Source organism: Amycolatopsis coloradensis, from assembly GCF_001953865.1.
Taxonomy (GTDB): Bacteria; Actinomycetota; Actinomycetes; order Mycobacteriales; family Pseudonocardiaceae; genus Amycolatopsis; species Amycolatopsis coloradensis.
Window position 1 is genome coordinate 634641 of the sequence record NZ_MQUQ01000003.1, and the last position, 20767, is coordinate 655407.

Annotated in this window: 22 protein-coding genes; 16 read left to right on the forward strand and 6 right to left on the reverse strand. The window is 67.3% G+C overall.

All coding sequences use genetic code 11. The features are described 5' to 3' along the window. The first annotated feature begins 24 nt into the window (after positions 1-24). The 4 genes from BS329_RS06665 to BS329_RS06680 all read left to right on the forward strand — a co-directional run bounded on the left by BS329_RS06665 (position 25) and on the right by BS329_RS06680 (position 4954). A complete protein-coding gene (locus tag BS329_RS06665) occupies positions 25-594 on the forward strand; it encodes a TetR/AcrR family transcriptional regulator (protein ID WP_076156580.1) in 570 nt (189 codons plus the stop codon). 26 nt (positions 595-620) lie between these two features. Next, the gene (locus BS329_RS06670) at positions 621-2570 is read left to right on the forward strand and encodes an ABC transporter ATP-binding protein (protein ID WP_143252913.1); all 1950 of its coding nucleotides are present in this window, start codon (positions 621-623) and stop codon (positions 2568-2570) included. Positions 2571-2648: 78 nt separating this feature from the next. Further along, positions 2649-3131, forward strand: a complete 483-nt coding sequence (locus BS329_RS06675; protein WP_076156583.1) for an FxsA family protein — start codon at positions 2649-2651, stop codon at positions 3129-3131. 86 nt (positions 3132-3217) lie between these two features. After that, positions 3218-4954: an ATP-binding protein gene (locus tag BS329_RS06680; RefSeq protein ID WP_076156584.1), complete on the forward strand. Its 1737-nt coding sequence runs from the start codon at positions 3218-3220 to the stop codon at positions 4952-4954. A 68-nt stretch (positions 4955-5022) separates the two neighbouring features. Here the strand turns inward: BS329_RS06680 and BS329_RS06685 are convergent, their stop codons facing one another. Further along, complete coding sequence (locus tag BS329_RS06685; protein WP_208619170.1) at positions 5023-5631, reverse strand: SCP2 sterol-binding domain-containing protein; 609 nt, start codon at positions 5629-5631, stop codon at positions 5023-5025. Between the two features lie 67 nt (positions 5632-5698). Beyond that, positions 5699-6334: an SCP2 sterol-binding domain-containing protein gene (locus BS329_RS06690; protein ID WP_076156586.1), complete on the reverse strand. Its 636-nt coding sequence runs from the start codon at positions 6332-6334 to the stop codon at positions 5699-5701. Between the two features lie 129 nt (positions 6335-6463). Between BS329_RS06690 and BS329_RS06695 the strand changes: the two genes are divergently transcribed. Beyond that, positions 6464-7129 carry a TetR/AcrR family transcriptional regulator gene (locus BS329_RS06695; protein WP_076156588.1) on the forward strand — a complete coding sequence of 222 codons (666 nt, stop codon included), beginning with the start codon at positions 6464-6466 and terminating at the stop codon, positions 7127-7129. On the opposite strand, the gene BS329_RS06700 is transcribed toward BS329_RS06695, so the two are convergent. Continuing rightward, positions 7112-7957, reverse strand: coding sequence for a MaoC family dehydratase (locus BS329_RS06700; protein ID WP_076156591.1), 846 nt, complete (start codon positions 7955-7957; stop codon positions 7112-7114). The two genes, BS329_RS06695 and BS329_RS06700, sit on opposite strands and share 18 nt — an antisense overlap. Before the next feature lie 2 nt (positions 7958-7959). Further along, positions 7960-9294, reverse strand: a complete 1335-nt coding sequence (locus tag BS329_RS06705) for a 3-oxoacyl-ACP reductase (RefSeq protein WP_076156593.1) — start codon at positions 9292-9294, stop codon at positions 7960-7962. 92 nt (positions 9295-9386) lie between these two features. On the opposite strand from BS329_RS06705, the gene BS329_RS06710 reads away from it, so the two are divergent. The 4 genes from BS329_RS06710 to BS329_RS06725 all read left to right on the forward strand — a co-directional run bounded on the left by BS329_RS06710 (position 9387) and on the right by BS329_RS06725 (position 12969). Further along, entirely contained in the window at positions 9387-10676 is a 1290-nt protein-coding gene (locus BS329_RS06710) for an acetyl-CoA C-acetyltransferase (protein WP_076156596.1), read from the forward strand. A 69-nt stretch (positions 10677-10745) separates the two neighbouring features. Next, positions 10746-11699 carry an ATP-binding cassette domain-containing protein gene (locus BS329_RS06715; protein WP_076156599.1) on the forward strand — a complete coding sequence of 318 codons (954 nt, stop codon included), beginning with the start codon at positions 10746-10748 and terminating at the stop codon, positions 11697-11699. Then, the gene (locus tag BS329_RS06720) at positions 11696-12499 is read left to right on the forward strand and encodes an ABC transporter permease (RefSeq protein WP_076156601.1); all 804 of its coding nucleotides are present in this window, start codon (positions 11696-11698) and stop codon (positions 12497-12499) included. Before BS329_RS06715 ends, BS329_RS06720 begins: the two co-directional genes overlap by 4 nt. Positions 12500-12597: 98 nt before the next feature. Next, a complete protein-coding gene (locus BS329_RS06725) occupies positions 12598-12969 on the forward strand; it encodes a YciI family protein (RefSeq protein ID WP_084749414.1) in 372 nt (123 codons plus the stop codon). Positions 12970-13042: 73 nt separating this feature from the next. Here BS329_RS06725 and BS329_RS06730 read toward each other — a convergent pair whose 3' ends face one another. Both BS329_RS06730 and BS329_RS06735 read right to left on the reverse strand, forming a co-directional pair. Next, positions 13043-13549 carry a DoxX family membrane protein gene (locus BS329_RS06730; protein WP_076156604.1) on the reverse strand — a complete coding sequence of 169 codons (507 nt, stop codon included), beginning with the start codon at positions 13547-13549 and terminating at the stop codon, positions 13043-13045. A 133-nt stretch (positions 13550-13682) separates the two neighbouring features. Further along, entirely contained in the window at positions 13683-14714 is a 1032-nt protein-coding gene (locus BS329_RS06735) for a glycerophosphodiester phosphodiesterase family protein (RefSeq protein ID WP_076156607.1), read from the reverse strand. A 71-nt stretch (positions 14715-14785) separates the two neighbouring features. On the opposite strand from BS329_RS06735, the gene BS329_RS06740 reads away from it, so the two are divergent. The 7 genes from BS329_RS06740 (at position 14786) to BS329_RS06765 (ending at position 20742) form a co-directional block, all read left to right on the forward strand. Next, complete coding sequence (locus BS329_RS06740) at positions 14786-15547, forward strand: MerR family transcriptional regulator (RefSeq protein ID WP_076156610.1); 762 nt, start codon at positions 14786-14788, stop codon at positions 15545-15547. A gap of 112 nt (positions 15548-15659) precedes the next feature. Then, positions 15660-16850: an ATP-binding protein gene (locus tag BS329_RS06745; RefSeq protein ID WP_076156613.1), complete on the forward strand. Its 1191-nt coding sequence runs from the start codon at positions 15660-15662 to the stop codon at positions 16848-16850. A 285-nt stretch (positions 16851-17135) separates the two neighbouring features. Further along, positions 17136-17285, forward strand: coding sequence for a hypothetical protein (locus BS329_RS43800; protein WP_007032374.1), 150 nt, complete (start codon positions 17136-17138; stop codon positions 17283-17285). A 228-nt stretch (positions 17286-17513) separates the two neighbouring features. Then, positions 17514-18437: a bifunctional helix-turn-helix transcriptional regulator/GNAT family N-acetyltransferase gene (locus BS329_RS06750; RefSeq protein ID WP_076156615.1), complete on the forward strand. Its 924-nt coding sequence runs from the start codon at positions 17514-17516 to the stop codon at positions 18435-18437. 64 nt (positions 18438-18501) lie between these two features. Then, positions 18502-18858 carry a YciI family protein gene (locus BS329_RS06755; protein ID WP_076156618.1) on the forward strand — a complete coding sequence of 119 codons (357 nt, stop codon included), beginning with the start codon at positions 18502-18504 and terminating at the stop codon, positions 18856-18858. Positions 18859-18889: 31 nt separating this feature from the next. Beyond that, a complete protein-coding gene (locus tag BS329_RS06760) occupies positions 18890-20131 on the forward strand; it encodes an RNA polymerase sigma factor (protein WP_076156620.1) in 1242 nt (413 codons plus the stop codon). Next, on the forward strand, positions 20131-20742 hold the full coding sequence (locus BS329_RS06765; RefSeq protein ID WP_076156623.1) for a hypothetical protein: 612 nt from the start codon (positions 20131-20133) through the stop codon (positions 20740-20742). The genes BS329_RS06760 and BS329_RS06765 overlap by 1 nt, the downstream gene beginning before the upstream one ends. The last annotated feature ends 25 nt before the right edge of the window (positions 20743-20767 follow it).

Sequence of the window (20767 nt, forward strand, 5' to 3'; positions counted from 1 at the left end):
ACCTCCCGGCGGAGAGCGCCGGGGATGAGCGCCGACGAGAGGCGCCGGATGATCGTCCAGTCCGTGCTGCCCTTGCTGGTGGAGCACGGCGCCGGCGTCACGTCGGCCCAGATCGCCCGCGCCGCCGGTATCGGCGAGGGCACGGTCTTCCGCGTGTTCAAGGACAAGGACGAACTCTTCGCCACCTGCTTCGCCGAAGCGCTGAAGCCCGACCAAGTACTCGACGCGATCGCCGTCATCGACCTCGAACAGCCCCTCGACGAGAGGCTCATCGAAGCGGCCGACGCGCTCAGCGCGCACCTCCAGCGGATGGGCGCGCTGATGGCGGTCATGCACGGCTCCGGCAAGCGACCGGAACATCGCCATGACGACCGCAGGGACCGGCGGAAGGAGTCGATGAACGCGATGCGCGACGCCATGGTCGAGCTGTTCGAACCAGAGAAGGACCGGCTCCGCCTGCCCGCGGCACAATCCGCGGCCCTCTTCCTGTCGCTGCTGTTCAGCGGCCGGATCCGGTTCGGCGAGACCGGCGACGAACCCACCACGATGGAACTCGTCGACGTGTTCCTCAACGGCGCCTTGGGGGCCGAGTGATCGGCCCGCCCGGTGGGGGAGGCGGCCTGGAACTGTTCATGGCGCGCGGCGGCAGGCGACGCCGCCCGCCGTCGACGGTGCCCGACAGCGGACTGACCGGTCCGGTCGAAATCCCGGAGCCCGAACCCGAAACCGGCCCGAAAGACCTGAAGTCCCGGCTCGACCGCATGTGGGTCAACGTCTCGGGCACGGTCCGCGGCCTGCCGAAGGTCGCGAAGCTGACCTGGCAGGCGAGCCCGTTCCTGACCATCACGATCACCGCGGTGACGCTGCTTTCCGGGCTGTTGCCCACCGCGACCGCGTACATCGCGAAGCTGCTGATCGACTCGGTGGTCGCGGCGATCCAGGGACACGGGACCAAGAGCGCGATCGTCGGCGTCGCGCTGTTCCAGTTCGGTGTCCTCGTGCTCACCGCCCTCTCGCAGGCACTGACCACCTACGGCCAGACCCTGCTGCAGGAACGGATGACGCTGACCATCCGCCACCAGGTGATGGACCACGCGAGCCGGCTGCATCTGTCGTACTTCGAGGGTTCCGCGTCCTACGACATGCTGCGCCAGGCCGCGCAGGAGGCGCCGACCCGGCCGCTGTCGATGATGAACTCGGCGCTGGGCCTGGTCCGGACGGCGATCACCTTCGGCAGCATGATCGCACTGCTCGTCTCGATCAGCCCGCTGCTGGCGCTCGTCGCGCTGGTGGCGCCGATCCCCGCGTTCATCTCGCAGTCGAAGTACGGCGCCCGCGCGTTCTGGCTGACGCTGATGATGTCCCCGCTGAAACGACGCATGGATTATCTGTCCTCTTTGGTCACCACGGACACCTACGCCAAGGAGACCAAGCTCTTCGGCCTCGGCCCGTACTTCGTGGACCGGTTCCAGCGGCTCGGCCAGGTCTCCTACGACCGCCAGCGGAAACTGACCCGCAAGCGCAGTGTCAGCTCGACGTCATGGGGTCTGCTGAGCACCGCCGCCGGATCCGCGATCGCGCTGTACATCGCGCTGGAGGCCGTCGGCGGCAGGCTCACCCTCGGCGATCTCGCGCTGTACACGGCCGCCGCGGCATCGGTGCAGACGTCGGTCCAAGGCCTGTTCACCGCGTTTTCCGGGATGTACGAGAACAATCTCTACCTCGACACGCTGTATCGCTTCCTCGGCACCGAACCGGAGATCCTCGCGCCACCGGAGCCGCGCCCCCTTCCGTCCACTGTGGAGGGACACATCGAGTTCGAAGAAGTGTCCTTCACCTATCCCGGCGCACCCGAACCGGCACTCGACGGCGTGAGTTTCGAGATCCGGCCGGGAGAAACGGTCGCCGTCGTCGGCCGCAACGGTGCCGGGAAGTCGACGCTGTTCAAGCTGCTGTGCCGGTTGTACGACCCCACGGGCGGCCGGATCCTGCTCGACGGTGTCGACATCCGCGAGTACGACCCGGTGGAACTGCGGAAGCGGATCAGCGCGATGTTCCAGGACTACGTGACCTACCAGGGCACCGCGTCCGAGAACATCGGGCTCGGCGATCTGACACACCTTGTCGACCGCGAGCGCATCGAGGAGTCGGCCAAACGGGCCGGGGCCGACGAGCGGATCGAGCGCCTGCCCAGCGGGTACGACAGCCCGCTCGGCCGCTGGTTCGACCAGGGCGTCAGCCTTTCCGGCGGCGAATGGCAGAAGATCGCGCTGGCCAGGGCGTTCCTGCGGGAGGCGCCGATCCTGATCCTCGATGAACCGACGTCCGCACTGGACGCCCAGGCGGAGCATGACCTCTTCTCGCGCCTGAGGGAGCTTTCGGAGGGACGTACGACCCTGTACATCTCGCACCGGTTCTCCACCGTCCGGCAGGCGGAGCGGATTCTGTTGCTGGAGCACGGGAAGGTCGCCGAATACGGCACGCACGACGAGCTGATGGCGGCGAAGGCGGGCTATGCCGACCTGTTCACCTTGCAGGCCGCCGCCTATCTCGATGAGGCCGTCGGCTGACTGGGCCCCCGATACGGCGACCTCGGTCACCGTATCGGGGGTTGGGAGCAAAACGGGCAAGCCGTACGTTGTCCAAGTATGGCTGTCGCGTTCTTGCTCTATGTCGTCGCCGAGATCGCCGCCGTGTGGGCGGTGGGCTCGGCCGTTGGCGTGCTCGGCACGATCGCGCTGCTCTTCGCCGGTGCGTTCGTCGGGTCCTGGCTCGCGCGCCGCGAAGGCGGCCGCGCCTTCCGGGCGTTCGCCGAGTCCGCGCGGCTCGGCCGACCGGCCGACGCGGAGAAGGAACTCACCGACGGGATGCTGATCGGCTTCGGCGGCCTGCTGATCCTGCTGCCCGGTTTCGTCAGCGACGTCTTCGGCCTGCTGCTGATCCTGCCGCCGACACGGAGTGTCGCGCGCAAGGTCTGGCAGAAGCGGATGGCCCGCCGGGCGGTCAAGTTCGCCAACCAGACCAGCGGTCCGGTGATGGTCGTGGACAGCGAGGTCGTCATGGACACGCCGCCCGCCGAGGCCGCCAAGAAGCAGCCGCCGGTGATCGAGGGCCGCATCGTCGAGGGCTGAGTGCCGCCAGCTTAGACACTAGCTTCGCCACTAGACTCCAGTGTCTAAGCTAGTGTCTAAGCTAGTGTCTAAGCTAGGACGGCGGCATGCTCCACGACGAACTCGCCGAGATCATCGCGGTTCTTCGCGATCTCGGTGGCGACCACGCCTGTGTCGAGGCCAAACGGGCTGAGACCAAACTGCCGAAGAGTATCCGCGAAACACTTTCCGCCTTTGCCAACACCAGCGGAGGCGTGCTGATCCTCGGCCTCGACGAGGCTCACGGGTTCGAGGCAACGGGAGTCAAGGACCCGGCGAAGACCGAGGCCGATCTGGCCGCGATGTGCTCGGAGAATCTTGAGCCACCGTTGCGCCCGCTCATCGGTACTCACCGTTTCGAAGGCGTCGATCTGGTCGTCGCGGAGATCCCGGAACTAGCGCCGGGCAACAAGCCCTCGTACAACCGCGGTACCGGCATGACGCAGGGAAGCTTTGTCAGGGTCGCCGACGGTGATCGCAGACTCAGCCCCTACGAAGTCCAACTGATGTTGGCGAACCGGGGGCAACCTCGGGACGACGAACAGCCCGTCACCGGTACGACCGTCGCGAACCTCGACCAGTCACTCGTCGAAGCCTTCTTGAGCCGACTCCGTCGGCACCGCAGCAGGGCATTCGCACACCTGGACAGCACCGCGGCTCTGCAACGCGCGAAGGTGCTCATCGGCGACGAACTGTCTCTCGCGGGACTCCTGGCGTTGGGAGAATTCCCTCAGGAGTTCTTTCCTCAGCTCATGCTGACTTTCGTCCACTATCCGACGAAATCGGGACCGGACGGGCGAGGCGGGACTCGTTTCATCGACAACGTCGCGGCCGAAGGCCCCATTCCGGTGATCGTGGACGAAGCACTGATCGCACTTCGTCGCAATATGAAGCGCAGGTCCACCGTTCGCGGCGCCGGGCGAGCCGAGGCGTACGAATACCCCGAGACCGCGTTACGGGAAGCTGTGGTGAACGCCTTGGTCCACCGCGACTACTCCGGGCCTTCACAAGGGACACAGGTGCAGGTCGAGATGTATCCCGATCGGCTGCTCATCCGGAATCCCGGCGGCCTGTACGGGTCGGTTCGCGAGGAGAACCTGGGGGTCGAAGGCACCTCATCGGCCCGCAACGCGACGTTGCTGAAGATACTCGAAGACACCCCGTTGCCGGGTTCGGACCGCCCGATCTGCGAAAACCGCGGTTCCGGAATCCCGGCGATGCTGGCCGCCATGCGAGACGCCAAGCTCAGTCCACCGCGGTTCGCCGATGACATTTCGACCTTCACCGCGACCTTCCCGAACCATACTTTGATGGGGGAGGACGCGGTCCGATGGATCGCTTCGCTTTCGGAACACGGACTCACCGACAGCCAGTGTCATGGCCTCGCGATGCTGTTCCACGAGAAGACGCTCAACAATCAGGCGTACCGGAACGCCAACGATCTCGACTCCCGGATAGCCACCGAAGAACTCGGCGATCTCGTCGCGCGGGGTCTACTGGTCCCCGTCGGCGGTCGACGGTATGCGCAGTACAACCTGGCCGAGGATGTCGCTCCCGCCGCCACCGATGATCCGGCACCTGTGAAACGTCGCGCCGATCGACGCGAGGACATCCTCATCGCGTTGGGCGACGGTGAGGCGACGCGGGCCGACCTGGTGTCGAAGACCGGGCTGCATGACCGCACGGTGACGCGGTGGCTGAGCGTCTTGCTCAGGCAGGGTTTGATCGAAGCGACGGAGAAGAACCTTCGCAGCCCCAACACACGCTATCGCCGCACTCCCCAGCGAACTTTCGACGAGGGCTGAAGGGAGCCCTCCCCGCATCCCAAGCCACGAAAGCGTCCTTCACCGCATCGCATGCGGTGAGGGACGCTTCAGCTCCCGCTCGGCTTCGGGATGTCGAAGTACCCGCTGAACCGCACCGCGGGCGCGTATTCGCCCTTCACCTTCACCTTGCCGGTCACGAACATCGCCGCCACGGCCGCGTTGCCGGTGGCCATCCGGATGAAGTCGTCGACGGACAGTGTGATCGTGGTGTCCGGAGTGCGTGCGAGATCGGTGCTGGAAACGCAGACACCGTCTTCGATGACCGTTTGAAAGCGATCGAAACCGTCTTCTCCGTCACCATCGGTGAAACGCCATGCGACGACGAAGTCGACATGACTCGCGCGTTCGGGGGCGAAATGGTCCGACATTCTGCGGAAAATCTCGTCGAGGAACGCCGAACGCAGTTCCCGATGGTCCGCGATCGCCTTGAGCTGCTCCCGTGACGCCCGCTGCACGATGTCGACGAGCACCTCGGTCTCCAGCGAGCTCAGCTCGATACCCGCGCCGGTTTCGCCCAGCATGTGCAAGGTTTCCAGCACCTGAACGAACTGCTCGGGGCTCAGCTTGGCGAGCTCCAGCTTCTCCGCGAAGCCGTTGACGACGTGCTCGCCGCCGGTGCGCGTCTTGTGCAGCCGTAACGGGCGGGAAAAGCGCACCTTGTCCCGCAGGCGCCGGTTCGGAGAATTTCGGGGCACGGCACGGAAGTGTATCCGCTCGGCCGGGTCAGGACGGTTTCGGAAGGTCGAAGAAACCGATCAGGCCCGCCGCGAAGGCCAGGTCACCTTTTACTTTGATCTTTCCCGTGACGAATAGCACAGCGGGGGTCGCCTGATGGGTGATGAGCCGGAAGAAATCGACGGGCGCGATCGTGATCGTCACTTTCGGCTTCTCCTTCATGTCCCGGCTGACCGTGCACTCACCGTGCGAAATCACCGTCTCGTAGCGGTCGTACCCGCCGTCGCCATCGCCGCCGGAAAGCCGCCAGTGCACGACGGCGTGCAGGGTCTTAGCCCGGTCCTGCCGGATGTGGGCGCCCATGCGGTCGAAGATCTCGCGCAACACACGTTCCCGGAGCGGCCGCTCGGCGACGACGCTCTCCAGCTGCGTGCGCGAGGCCCGGGCGACGAGATTCGCGAACCGGGCCGGGTCGACCTTCCGGAGGTCGAACGCGGGTGCGGACTCCGCGAGCCGCCCGAGCGCGGCCAGCAGCCGCCGGACGTCGTCCTTGCCGAGGTCCTTCGGGTCGATGGCGCCCGCGACCTCGTTGACGTCGAGAGAGTGCGCCTCGGCCGAATCCGGCTCGATCCGGTCCAGCGCGTCGACCAGCGCGCGGCCCGTCAGCCCCGCGATCTCGGTCATTTTTTCCCTCCAGCTCCGCCTACCAAGGCGTAAGGCTACCCGCCAGTAGGTAGCCGGGCAAGCGTGCCGAAAGCACCCGCGCCGGAGGTAGCCCGGTAGCGTCTTACGCGAACTAAGGGGAGGTCCTGAGTGTCCGAGGAAGTACCGCGTCCCGCCGAACGCGCCAAAAGGCTGCCGAGAGCGGTGCGGGAACGCCAGATCCTGGACGCAGCGGTCTCGGTGTTCTCGCGCTACGGCTATCACTCCGCGTCGATGGACGAGATCTCCGAGGTCGCCGGCGTGTCCAAGCCGATGATCTACACCTACCTCGGGTCCAAGGAAGACCTTTTCGGCGCGTGCATCCGCCGCGAGGCCACGCGCCTGCTCGAGGCGGTGCAGGACGGGATCAAACCCGATCTGCCGCCCGACATGCAGCTTTGGCACGGGCTTCGCGCGTTTTACCGGTTCGTCGCCGATTACCGCGAGTCCTGGACGGTGCTGCACCGCCAGGCCATGACCGTCGGCGGCGCCTTCGCCGCGGAGATCACCGACATGCGCACCCGCGCGATCGAACTGGTCGCCGCGCTGGTCGTCTCCGCCGGCACTCGCAAGGGCCTCGGCGAGCAGGCCGAGTTCTCCGGCGCGGGGCTGTCCGCCGCGCTGGTCGGGGCGGCCGAGTCGCTGGCCGACTGGGCACTCGACCACCCCGATGTCTCCGACGGCGTGCTCGCCTCGTGGCTGATGAACCTCGTCTGGCTCGGGTTCAACGACCTCGTCGAGGGCGACGTCTGGAAGCCGTCAGAGAGCGACGACTGACCCCTCCAAGTGCGGCTTCGGCTTGCGCGCGTTCCAGAGTTCGAAGGCCCAGTCCCTGCCTTCACTCCAAGTGGTGAACGCCGCCTTCGCGGGCAACAGCACCGGCTGCTTGAACTTGACGTCGACCGTGAACGCCTCCGGCAGCCTGCCTTCGAACGCCGCGAGCGCGTGCGCCTTCGTCCACATGCCGTGCGCGATCGCGGCCGGGAACCCGAACGCCTTCGCGGTGATCGGGTGCAGGTGGATCGGGTTGCGGTCGCCGGAGACCTCGGCGTAGCGGCGGCCGATGTCGCCGGGCACGTGCCAGATCGCGTTGGGTGAGGGCTGCGAGAGCTGGCCGCGTGAGGTCTTCTCCCCACTGCCGCCACCCCGGCGCAGGTACGTGCTGATGTCCGTCCACACAGGACTGTCGCCGACGAGCAGTTCGCTGAGCACGTCGAACTGCTTGCCCTTCTCGTGCGGGCGCAGGTCTTCGGCGCGCACGCGCAGGGTGAACGACTCGTCGAGCCGCAGTGGGCGGTGCTGGGTGATCCGGTTGCCGACGTGCACCATGCCCAGCAGCGGGAACGGGAAGTCGGGTTCGGTCATCAGCGCCATCTGCAGCGGGAACGCGAGAATATGCGGATACGTCGCCGGAAGAACGTCGCCCAGCCGGAATCCGCACACCTGGTTGTACGCGGCGAGATGCGCGGGATCGACGACGACACCCTCGCGGACGAACTCGGTCGACGGCAGCGTGCTCCCGCCGCTCTTGCGCAGCGAACCGAGCAACGCCTTGGGGTACAACGAAGACAGGCTCGGTGACTCGCGAAGTTCCTTGACCGCCATGATCACGCCCCCAGCAGTGCCTGGCCGCAGACGCGGACCACGTTGCCGTTGACCGCGGCCGAAGCCGGGTTCGCGTACCAGGCGATCGTCTCGGCGACGTCGACCGGGAGCCCGCCCTGGCCGAGGCTGGACAGCCGCCGTCCGGCCTCGCGGATGAACAGCGGCACCGCGGCGGTCATCTTGGTCTCTATAAAGCCCGGTGCGACGGCGTTGATCGTGCCGCCGTACTCCGCGAGCGTCGGCGCGCCGACGTTCACCATGCCGATGACGCCCGCCTTGCTGGTGGCGTAGTTGGTCTGGCCGACGTTGCCCGCGATCCCGGCGATCGAGGAGACGCCGACGATGCGGCCGTTCTCGTGCAGCACCTTGCCGGACAGGAGCTTCTCGTTCACCGCGAGCTGCGACGCGAGGTTGACCGCGATGACCGAATCCCAGCCGCCTTCGGTCATGTTGCCGAGCGTCTTGTCGCGCGTGATGCCGGCGTTGTGCACGACGATGTCGACGCCGCCATGGCGCGAGGTGAGGTACTCGGCCAGCTTCTCCGGCGCGTCGGCGGCGGTGATGTCCAGCTGGAGTGCCGAGCCGCGGACCTTGTTGGCCACCTTGGACAGGTCCGCGCCCTGCGCGGGGATGTCGAGCGCGACGACGTGGGCGCCGTCGCGGCCCAGCACCTCGGCGATGGCGGCACCGATGCCGCGGGAAGCGCCGGTGACGAGCGCGACCTTGCCGTCGAGGGGTTTCTCCCAGTCAGCCGGGGCCGACGCGGTCTTGGTCTCGGTCCCGACGCGGATGACCTGGGCGTCGACGAAGGCGGACTTCGACGACAGCAAGAACCGGAGCGTCGACTCGGTGGCCTCTTCGGCGCCTTCGGCGACGTACACGAGCTGCGCGGTCGCGCCGCGCTTCAGCTCCTTACCGACGGAGCGGACGAAGCCTTCGAGCGCGCGCTGGGCGATCCTCTCGTGCCCTTCGGCCAGCTCCGGCGGCGTTCCGAGGACGATGACGCGGCCCGACGAACCGACACTGCGGATCACGGGGTGGAAGAAGGAGTAGACCTCGCGAAGTTGCTTCGGGTCCTTCACGCCTGTCGCGTCGAAGACGAGCGCGGCGTGCTTGTCTACAGCCGTCGAGATGACGTCAATGCCCGCGCGGTGCAGCTGCGCCTCGATCACCTTTTCGAGCCGGCCGCCCGGCGCGGCGCCCAGAAGTGCGGGACCCTCGAGAGGGGGCTGACCGGGCTTGTACCGGCGGAGCGTCGCGGGGTTCGGCAGGCCGAGCTTCGGCACCACGAACTTCCCCACCGGGGATTTCGTGAACTGCTGGTACCTGTCAGCCATTACATGCCTCCCGTGCAGTTTGCATCACGTCGCAGTCTAACCTACCCGTGAGTAGGTTACAGTGTGAGAGAGCCTACGGAGGAGTGGAAAAAATGGCCACGAAAAGGACGGCACCCGTGCGCAAGGTCGCGATCATCGGCGGCAACCGGATTCCCTTCGCCCGCTCGAACGGTCCGTACTCGAAAGCGTCGAACCAGGACATGTTCACGGCCGCCCTCGACGGCCTGGTCAGCCGCTTCTCTCTGCAAGACGAGGTGATCGGCGAGGTCGCCGCCGGCGCCGTGCTCAAACACGCCCGCGACTTCAACCTCGCCCGCGAAAGCGTCCTCGGCAGCAAGCTGAACCCCGCCACCCCGGCGTCCGACGTGCAGATGGCCTGCGGCACCGGCCTCCAGGCGATCGTCAACGTCGCCAACAAGATCGCGCTCGGCCAGCTCGACTCGGCCATCGCGGGCGGCGTCGACACCACGTCCGACGCCCCGCTGGCGGTCAACGACGACCTCCGCCAGATCCTCGTGCAGCTCAACGCCGCGAAGACGCTTCCCGAACGGCTCAAGCTCGCCGCGAAACTCCGTCCCGGCCACATCGTTCCCGAGATTCCGCGCAACTCCGAGCCGCGCACGGGCCTGTCCATGGGCGAGCACGCCGCGCTGACCGCGAAGGTCTGGGAGATCACGCGCGAGGCGCAGGACGAACTCGCCGCCACCAGCCACCAGCGTCTCGGCGCCGCCTACGACAAGGGCTTCTTCGACGACCTGGTGACGCCGTTCCTCAAGCTCGCACGCGACCAGAACCTGCGCCCGGACTCCAGCGTCGAGAAGCTCGCGAAGCTGAAGCCCGCCTTCGGTGGTCCTGACGGCACGATGACCGCGGGCAACTCGACGCCGCTGTCCGACGGCGCGTCGACGGTCCTGCTCGCGACCGAGCAGTGGGCGAAGGCCAGGAAGCTGCCGGTGCTGGCGTACCTGACGTTCTCGCAGACCGCGGCCGTCGACTACGTCCACGGCGACGAGGGCTTGCTGATGGCGCCCGCGTACGCCGTCCCGAGGATGCTCGAGCGTGCCGGGCTCACTTTGCAGGACTTCGACTTCTACGAGATCCACGAGGCCTTCGCGTCGCAGGTGCTCGCCACCCTCAAGGCGTGGGAGGACCCGGCGTTCGCCAAGGAGAAGCTGGGCCTCGACGAGCCGCTCGGCTCCATCGATCGGGCGAAGCTGAACGTCAACGGCTCGTCGCTCGCGGCCGGGCACCCGTTCGCCGCGACCGGCGGCCGTATCGTCGCCACCCTCGCGAAACTGTTGAGCGAGAAGGGATCCGGCCGCGGGCTCATCTCGATCTGCGCGGCGGGCGGCCAGGGCATCACCGCGATCCTCGAGAAGTAATCCGTTCGCCTGAAGCTGATCCGCGGAAAACCCGGTGCCTTTGTCGGTGCCGGGGTCTAGTTTGTCCGCATGTTCGCAGTTCAGGCGAAAGCGCTGGTCAAAACCTACGGGTCCACCAAGGCGCTCGACGGGGTCGATCTGTCGATCCCGACGGGCAAGGTGCTGGGCCTGCTGGGGCCGAACGGTGCCGGAAAGACGACGACGGTCCGCATCCTGACCACGCTGCTTCGCCCGGATTCGGGCGAAGCGGAGGTGGCCGGGCATGACGTGCTGGCCCAGCCCGACGCCGTCCGTCGGTCGATCGGGTTGTCCGGGCAGTACGCCGCCGTGGACGAGAACCTCACCGGGTTCGAGAACCTGTACATGGTCGGCAGGCTGTACGGGAGCAAGAAGGCCGCGGCGAAGTCCAGGGCGCGTGAACTGCTCGCGCGGTTCCGGCTGGAGGACGCGGCGGACCGGCCCGCCAAGACGTACTCCGGCGGTATGCGGCGACGGCTCGACCTCGCGGGAGCGCTGGTCGCCGAGCCGACCGTGGTGATCCTCGACGAACCGACCACCGGGCTCGACCCACGCGGCCGGATCGACACCTGGGAGGTCATCAAGGAACTGGTCGCCGACGGCACCACGGTCCTGCTGACCACGCAGTACCTGGAGGAGGCCGACCAGCTCGCCGACTCGATCGTGGTGATCGACAAGGGGAAGGTCATCGCGCGCGGCACGGCCGACGAACTCAAGCAGGAGATCGGCGGCGAACGGCTGGAACTGGTCGTCGCGAACACGAGTGACCTCGCGATGACCACGCAGGTGCTGACCGAGGTCGGCTCGGGGACCCCGTCGGTCGACGAGCACACCCGGAAGGTCGACGTCCTGGTCGAGGGCGGGCCGAAGGCACTGATCGAGGCGCTGCGGCGGTTGGACGCGCAGGGCGTCGCCATCCAGGACGTCGCGCTGCACCGGCCGACGCTCGACGACGTGTTCCTCTCGCTGACAGGGCACGCCACGGACGAGGGGGACAAGAAGTGAGCACGGTCGCCAAAGCCTTTTCCGACGGTGGTGTGATCACCTGGCGGAACCTGAAGAACGTCCAGCGCAACCCGGACTGGCTGATGGCGGCGACGTTGCAGCCGATCATGTTCGTGCTGCTGTTCGCGTACGTCTTCGGCGACGCGATCGGCGGGGAGGCGGGCGGGCTCGCCTACCGCGAGTTCCTGATCGCCGGCATCTTCGCGCAGACGGTCGCGTTCAACTCGGCGTTCACCGTGATCGGGTTCGCGAACGACCTGCAGAAGGGCATCATCGACAGGTTCCGTTCCCTGCCGATCTCCCGGCTCGCGGTGATCTTCGGCCGGACCACGTCCGACCTGGTGATCAGTGTGGTCGCGCTGATCGTCATGTCACTGTGCGGGCTGCTCGTCGGCTGGCGGATCCGCGGCAGCTTCCTCGACGCGGTGCTCGGCTACCTGGTGATGCTGATGTTCGCCTGGGCACTGTCCTGGGTCGGCGCGTGGATCGGGCTCGTCGCGCGCAGCGTCGAGGTCGCGCAGAGCGCCGGGCTGATGTGGATGTTCCCGCTGAGCTTCATCTCGACGGCGTTCGTCCCGGCGGACAAGCTCCCGGGCGTGCTGAAGGCGATCGCCGACTGGAACCCGTTCACCGCGGTGATCAACTCGGCTCGCGACCTGTTCGGGAACCGCTTCGGCGCGGCACCGACGGGCTGGCCCGCCGAACACGCGTCGCTGTACGCGATCTTGTGCTGCATCGCCATCATCGCGATCTTCGCGCCACTGGCGACGGCCCAGTACAAGAAGGTCGCGAGCCGCTGAGAATTTTTTCGGCAGAAATGTCGAAGCGCCGTCGAGCCGCTCGACGCGCTGGTGACGACGGGGTACAACAAGCCCCGCCAAGACACTGAGGAGCAGCGATGCGGTTTCTGATGATGCACCGGCTGGACGAGAGCGCCCCGGAAGCCTGGAACCCCAGCAAGGAGTTCATCGAGCAGATGGGCGCCTTCATCGAGGACTCGTTCAAGAAGGGCATCTTGATCACGGCGGAAGGCGTGCACCCGTCCGAGCGGGGCGCGAAGGTCCGCAAGGGGCGCGGCGGCAAGATCACCGCCACCGACGGCCCGTTCACCGAGGCCAAGGAGGTCATCGGCGGCTTCGCGCTGATCAACGCCGCAGACCTGGCCGAGGCCGTCGCGTTCGCGGAGACCTACGCGGCCCTGTTCGACGAGATCGAGGTCGAGGTCCGGACGGTCGTCGAGGAAGAGGACATCGCCGCTCTCACCGAATGACCCCTGGAGAGTGTTATGAAAGGTCCGTTCATAACAAATCCTGTTATGAACGGACCTTTCATAACATCCGCGGCTACTTGGTGATGGCCTTCTCGGCGCGCTTCGCCAGCTTCTCGGCGCGCTTCTCCGTCTTGGACGCGGCCCGGCGGGTACGCCAGCCGAGCGACGGCTTGCCGGCGGTGTCGGCGGCGGCCAGGAGGAGCCCGCCGGCGAGGCCGGCGTTCTTGATGAACTGGATCTGCTGCTGCTGACGCTCGGCCGGTTCCTTGATCTCCCAGAACCGGTGTGTGGCCAGCGTGGTCGGAACCAGGCTGCCGAGCAACAGCAGCGAGGCCAGCCGGGGCGCCTTCCCGGTGGCGAGCGCGAAACCGGCGCCGACCTTCACCGCCGCGTCGATGCGGACCAGGGTGGCGGGGTCGCGCGGCACGGCTTCCGGCACCACGCCCTCCAGCTTGTCGAAAGTTCCGGTGAGGAACGGCTCCGCGGCCTTCGCGTGGCCCTGGGTGTCCCTCAGCGCGCCGATCCCGCCGGAGATGAAGATCGCGGCGAGGAGCGGACGTGCGACGCGGCGGAGAATCACGGTCGTTGCCTTTCTTGATCCGAACCCTGAGGACAGCAAATCTATCCCCAGACTTCCCGTCCGCCGGGGCGCCGAACCGCGCTAACGGAGTATCTTCGAATATTTCTCTGGTGCTAGAAAGCCGTAGATTCCGTTAGCGGGCCGGATACGCCCGCGGCAGCTTGAAGCCGCGGTCCGCCGCGACCTTCCGCAGCCTGTCCGGATAGTCGGTGATGAGACCGTCGACGCCGTCGTCGACGAGCTTGTGCATGGTGGCCGGGTCGTCGATCGTCCACGGCACGACCTTGATCCCGGCGCGATGTGCCTCGCTGACCAGCGCCTTGGTCGTGAACGGCCGGTAGTCGGGGTCGCCGACCTTGCCGCCCTGCGGGTTGCCGTGCACCGGCGAGAGCGCGCTCGCGCCGAACGACTTCACCGCGCGGACGGGGCTGCCGCCGAAGTCGTCGATGTCGAGCCCGCCGAGCCACGGCGACTTGCCCGGCTGCCCGGCCTGGAGGAACTCCGGCTGGGTCAGCGCGACCGTCGGGATCCATGGCGCGACCTCGCGCAGCAGCATCAGCGTGCCCCAGTCGAAGCTCTGGACGGTGACGTTGTGCGCGAATCCGGAGAACAGGATCTCGCGCACCACCCGGTGGACGAACTGCTCGCGCGGCGCCGTCTCCTGCGGAGCGGCGGCCTCGACCTTGGTCTCGATGTTGAACTTGGCGCCCCAGGCGCGGTGGTCACGCGCGAGGCGGAACAACTCGGCGAGCGTCGGCATCTTGGCGCCGGGGGACAAGGTCTGGCCAGGGTGTGCGGGCTGCCGAATCGACCCGCAGTCCAGCGTGCGGACCTGCGCGAACGTCAAATCCTTGACGTATTTCCCGACGTACGGGTACGCCGGGTCGCCAGGCGTCGCGGGCGCGGTGTCGCGACACTTCGCCGGGGTCGTCTTGCGGTCGTGGGTGATCACCTCGCGGCCGTCCTTGGTGATCTGGATGTCGAGTTCGAGCGTGGTCACCCCCAGCTCCATCGCCTTGCCGAACGACGCGAGCGTGCTTTCGACGGTGAGGCCGAGCCCGCCACGGTGGGCCTGGATGTCGAAGGCGCGACGCGGCTGCGCGTCGGCGACCCCGGCCGTGCCCAGGGTCAGCGCAGCGGCCATGACCAGCGCGAATGTCTTCATTCGTGAACCATGCCACGGTCGGGTTAATGGCGATTGACTTTGACGCAACGTCAACCTCTACCTTCGTGGACATGCCGAACGAGAAGGAGTGGTCGATCCAGGACATCGCCCGCTCGGCCGGAACCACGAGCCGCACGCTGCGCCACTACGGCGACATCGGCCTGCTCGAACCGAGCCGGGTGGGAGGCAACGGATACCGCTACTACGACCAGGGCGCGCTGGTGCGGCTGCAACGGATCCTGCTGCTTCGCGAACTCGGGCTGAGCCTGCCCGCGATCGGCGAAGTACTCGAAGGCGAGCAGGACACGACGGCGGCGCTGCGCACGCACCTGAAGTGGCTGGAGCAGGAGCGCCAGCGGCTCGGACGGCAGATCGAATCGGTCAGAACGACCTTGAAGAAGACAGAGAGAGGTGAACAACTGATGGCAGCGGAAGTGTTCGACGGCTTCGACCACACGAAGTACGAAAAGGAGGTGACCGAACGCTGGGGCGCCGACGCCTACAAGCAGGGTGACCGCTGGTGGAAGTCGCTGAGCGCCGAGGACAAGAAGGCGCACCAGCAGGAACAGAAGGACATCGCGGTCGCCTTCGGCGAGGCCCGCGCCAAGGGCCTGCCTGTCGACGGTGACGAGGCTCAGGCGATCACGCAGCGGCTGTACGAGTGGCTTCGACCGGCCGTGCGGGGCGTCTCGAAGGGCTACTTCGCCGGTCTCGGACAGCTTTATGTCGACGACCCGCGCTACGGGCAGTACGACGAGAAGCACGGCATGGGCACCGCGGAGTACATCCGTGACGCGATGGCGGTATACGCCGAGCGAAACCTGAGTGAGTAAGAACGAGGGGCGGGGCTGCAGACCCGTCTACTCGGAGTAACCCGCCACGACACGCCTACCCTTCTATGGCGGAATATCGGCTCAAGGCTAGAAACGCCGATAGCGTGCGAGAGTGGATCCCATCCGCAACCCCTTCGCGCCGGGCGCCGGTCAACGGCCGCCCGAGCTGGCCGGTCGTATGCGTGAGCTCCAGGCCTTCGAGGTCGTCCTCGAACGGGTCGCACGCGGGAGACCGGAGCGCAGCCTGATGCTGACCGGCCTGCGTGGCGTCGGGAAGACCGTGCTGCTGGGCGAGCTGCGGTCCAAGGCCATCAAGCACGGCTGGGGCGCGGGCAAGATCGAAGCCCGCCCCGACACCGAACTCCGGCGGCCGCTTTCGGCCGCGTTGCACCGCGCGATCCGCGACCTCGCCGTGCGCCACCGCGCGCCGGACCGGGTCGAGCAGGTGCTCGGCGTGCTCAAGGCGTTCGCGCTGCGCGCCAACAAACCGGACGCCAAGCTCCGCGATCGCTGGCAGCCCGGTATCGACGTGCCGGCCGCGCAGGGCCGGGCCGATTCCGGCGACATCGAGATCGACCTGGTCGAGTTGTTCACCGAGGTCGCCGAACTGGCCGCGGACGTCGGCACCGGCGTCGCGCTGCTGATCGACGAGATCCAGGACCTGCTGCCCGAGGACGTCTCCGCGCTCTGCGCCGCCTGCCATGAACTCTCCCAGTCCGGGGCGCCGCTGGTCGTGGTCGGCGCCGGCCTCCCGCACGTGCCTGCCGTGCTTTCGGCGTCGAAGTCGTACTCGGAGCGCCTCTTCCGCTACGCGCGCATCGACAGGCTGGAGCGCGAAGACGCCGATCTCGCGGTGATGGCACCCATCGAACGCGAGGACGCGGGGATCGAACCGGAGGCGTTGGACGCGCTGTTCGACGCGTCCGGTGGCTACCCGTACTTCATCCAGGCGTACGGCAAGGCCGCCTGGGACGCCGCCCCCGCCGATCCGATCACCGTGAAGGACGTCCAGGTCGCGGCCCCGGAGGCGGAATCGGAACTGGCGGTCGGCTTCTTCGGCTCCCGCTACGAGCGCGCGACGCCTGCCGAACGCGAGTACCTGATCGCGATGGCCGAGCTGACGCAGGGCCGCGACGAGGCGGCGGGGACCGCCGATGTGGCCGTTTACCTGGGGCGGAAGCCTTCGTCACTGTCTCCGGCGCGGGACAGCCTGATGAAGAAGGGCCTCGTGTATTCGGCCGAGCGCGGGCACATCGCGTTCACCGTCCCGCACTTCGGCCACTACCTGCTCGGCCGGGACTAAGCCTCTCTGGCGCTCTATAGCGCGATCACTAGAAAGCGGTAGAGACCTCTACCGTTGGCTTCATCGCGGTCTCTTCCTCAGTATCCCGTGAACGCCAGCGATCCCTGGCGTTACCAAAAAGTGACCGGCGCCACCAAATCTCTCCGGATTTTCCTGCCCGTTGCCGATGATTCATCGGTAAGTGTGCCAAGTCACCGGATAATCGTTGGCTTCCTTGTGAAAAAGAGTGCATACTAGAGACACAGCCACCGAGACTCAAGACCCTCAAGGGGATGACTTAAACCGATGAACAACATCGCCGCCAAGCTCCGTGCCCGTCGCGCCGAGGCTCGCACTCGCCGGGCCCTGAACCGGGCGATCGACACCGCGGCCACCGCGACCGTTCGTCAGGAACTCATCGCTATCTCCCAGGCGCGTCACACGCACATGCGCTGATCTGACAACAACCGTTGTAGATGTCGCCCATTCGAGTGACCTACGACACATAGTGCGCGAGGTGTAACGACGCGGAACGCCGCGTCGATACCCACTACGACCCCGTGATGCTGGCGGACCCCCGACCTGGCAGCATCACGGGGTTTCCATATGTCCGGGTCCGGAAAGCTCTTGCCCGCTTCACGCCGTAATGTTTGACTTCGTCAACGAATCTGTTGAGGTGGTCAAATGAACAATTCAGCGGACCGGGTGGCGACTGTCCGGGCCTTCAACCGCCTGTACACCGGCGTGATCGGCGTCCTCGACGAAGGACCGGCCGACGCCGAATACACCCTGAGCGAAGCCAGGGTCATCTTCGAACTCGCGCAACAGGATCCGACCCAGGTCACCGACCTGCGCAAACGTCTCCACCTCGACGCCGGTTACGCGAGCAGGCTGCTCGGCAGGCTCGAAGGCCGCGGTCTCCTCACACGCGAGCGCAGCGACGAAGACGCCCGCCGCCAGGTCATCCGGCTCACCGAGGCCGGCCGGAACGCGTTCGCCGTCCTCGACGCGCGCTCAGTCGACCGCATCGGCTCGCTGCTCGGCCGGTTCGCCGACGACGAGCAACAGCGCCTGCTTGGCGCGATGGGCACGATCACGTCGCTGGTCGGTGAGCGCGCTTCGGACTCCACGCTGGTCCTCCGCCCACCACGACCGGGTGACTTCGGCTGGGTGGTCCACCGCCATGGCGCCCTCTACTCCCGCGAGCACGGCTGGGACGAACGCTTCGAAGCCCTCGTCGCCCGCGTCGTCGCGGACTACGTCGACAAACGCGGCGAGCCTCGCCAGGCAGGCTGGATCGCCGAACTCCACGGAGAGCGCGTCGGCAGCGTCTTCTGCATGCCCGCCGAAGACGGCGTCACCGCGAAGCTGCGGATGCTGCTCCTCGAACCGGCCGCACGGGGACGCGGGGTCGGAAAACGCCTGGTCGCCGAGTGCGTCGAGTTCGCCAGGGGGTCGGGCTATCAGGCGATGGAGCTCTGGACGGTCTCGCTGCTGGACGCGGCGAGGGGGATCTACCGGAAGGCAGGCTTCCAGCTGGCGAGCGAAGAGACGATCGCCGGCTTCGGCTACGAACTGACCGGGCAGACCTGGCGATTGGAACTGTGAGCAACGGTGTCGATTCGCGGCGCGCTCGCTCGTCTAGGGACCATCGATCCTTAGGGAGGACGCCATGCCCCACTACATCGGATTCATCCGCGCGACCACGGATTCGCACGACCACCTCGGCCCCGACGAGGCCCAACGTGCGCTCGAGAACTACCTGAACTGGGCTGACGAGCGCACGAAGGAAGGCCGGTTCGTCGGCGGCGGCGGGCTGTCGAAGAGCGGCCGGGTGCTGCGTGGTTCCGGCGGCGAGGTCGGCGCGACCGACGGGCCGCACACCGAGGCCACCGAGATCGTCGGCGGCTATCAGGTCATCGAGGCCGAGGATCTCGACCAGGCGGAGAAGATCTTCGCGACGCATCCGCATCTGGAGTTCGGGCCGATCGAGGTGCGCAAGGTCGGCGACCGCGGTTGCGAGGACTGATGACGATCGCGGTGGACGGCGCCGGGCCGTCATGAGCCGCCCGGCCGGCGTGGTGGAACACCTGTTCCGGCACAGTGCCGGGCGGATCGTCGCCACGCTGGCCAGGGCGCTCGGCCCCGAGCGGCTGGACCTCGCCGAGGAGGCGGTCGCCGACGCGCTGGAACAGGCCTTGCGCACCTGGCCCCAATGCGGGGTGCCGGACAACCCGCGGGGCTGGCTGTTCCGGGCCGCGCGAAACCGGGCGATGGACGTCGTCCGTCGCGAACGGACCCTGCGGGCCCTGCTGCCGCGGCTCGCGGAACTCGACGTTTTCGAGGTCGACCGGCGCACGGACGACGAACTCGTGCTGATGCTGCTGTGCTGCCATCCCGCGCTGCCGACGGTTTCGCAGGTGGCGCTGACGTTGAAGACCGTCGGCGGGCTCGGGGTGAACGAGATCGCGGCGGCGTTGCTGACGAAACCGGCGACGGTCGCGCAGCGGCTCGTGCGGGCGAAGAAGTGGCTGCGGGAGTCGGGGAAACCGCTCACCCTTCCCGGCCCGGACGCGCTGGAGTCCAGAGTGGACAGTGTGCTGGCCGTGCTCTACCTGTTGTTCAACGAGGGTTACGACACGACGACCGGCGAGGTCGCGGTCCGCGGCGAACTGTGCGGTGAGGCGATCCGGCTCGGACGGCTGTTGCTCGACGAGCCGAAGACGGACTTGCCGAAGGTCCGGGCGCTGGTCGCGCTGATGCTCCTTCAGGCGAGCAGGCTGCCCGCGCGGGTCGACCGGGACGGCGACCTGCTGCTGCTTGACGAGCAGGATCGCGACCGCTGGGAGCACACGATGATCGCCGAGGGAACGCGCCTGTTCGAGTGGGCGTGCTCAGGGCCGGAGATGTCGGCATACCACGTCGAAGCGGCGATCGCGCTGTGCCACAGCACGGATGCACCGCCGGACTGGCGCCGTATCGTCGGGCTCTACGACGATCTGCTGGCGCTGCGCCCGTCGCCGGTGGCGCGGCTGAACCGCGCGATCGCCCTGTCCATGGTGGACGGCGCCGCTGCCGGGATCGCGGAACTCGAAGCCATCGAAGCCGACCTGCCGGACTACACCCTGTTGCCCGCCGTCCTCGGCGCGCTCTGGTTGCGCGCCGACGACCCGGTGCGCGCCGCCGTCCACTACCGGCGGGCGCTCGCGCTGCCCTGTTCGGAACCGCGGCGCCGCTTCCTCACCCGGCGCCTGGCCGCCTGCGACACCCGAAGTTCACGCGGACAGGGTTATCTGGAGTAGTGAACTGGAACGCGTACGTTGACGGCTATTGCGAACGCCTCGCCCCCGGCCTCTGGGGCGAACCGCTGAACAGCATCGGCAACCTCGCGTTCCTGGTCGCCGCGATCGCCGTCTGGCGGCAACCGAAGGGACGCGTGTTCGGAGTCCTCATCGGACTGGTGTTCCTCGGCAGCACGGCGTTCCATCTGCTCGCCACCCGCTGGTCCGCGGCCGCCGACACCGGCTTCATCCTGGTGTTCGTCCTGTACTACGCCGCGATGTTCCCGCATCTGTTCTTCGGCGCGAGCCGCAAGGTCTCCTGGCTCGGCATCCCGGTGTTCCTCGCGTTCACCGCGATCGTCGCCTCGCTGGGCGGCGGGCTGTACCTCTCCGCGCTGATCGGGCTCGTGGTCTTCGCGATCATCCTCAAGGGTGAGCATCGAAGGCGCTTCGCCATCGCAGCGGGAGTGTTCGGGGCGTCCCTTTCGTTCCGGACGGCCGACCACACCGTGTGCGGGAACTTCTCCGCCGGAACGCACTTCGTCTGGCACCTGCTGAACGGTCTCGTCCTCTACCTGGTGGCGACCGCGGCGACGCTGCGACATTCAAAGAAAGAGGCCGCGCCCAAGTAGGACGCGGCCCCTTCGCTCACCTGAG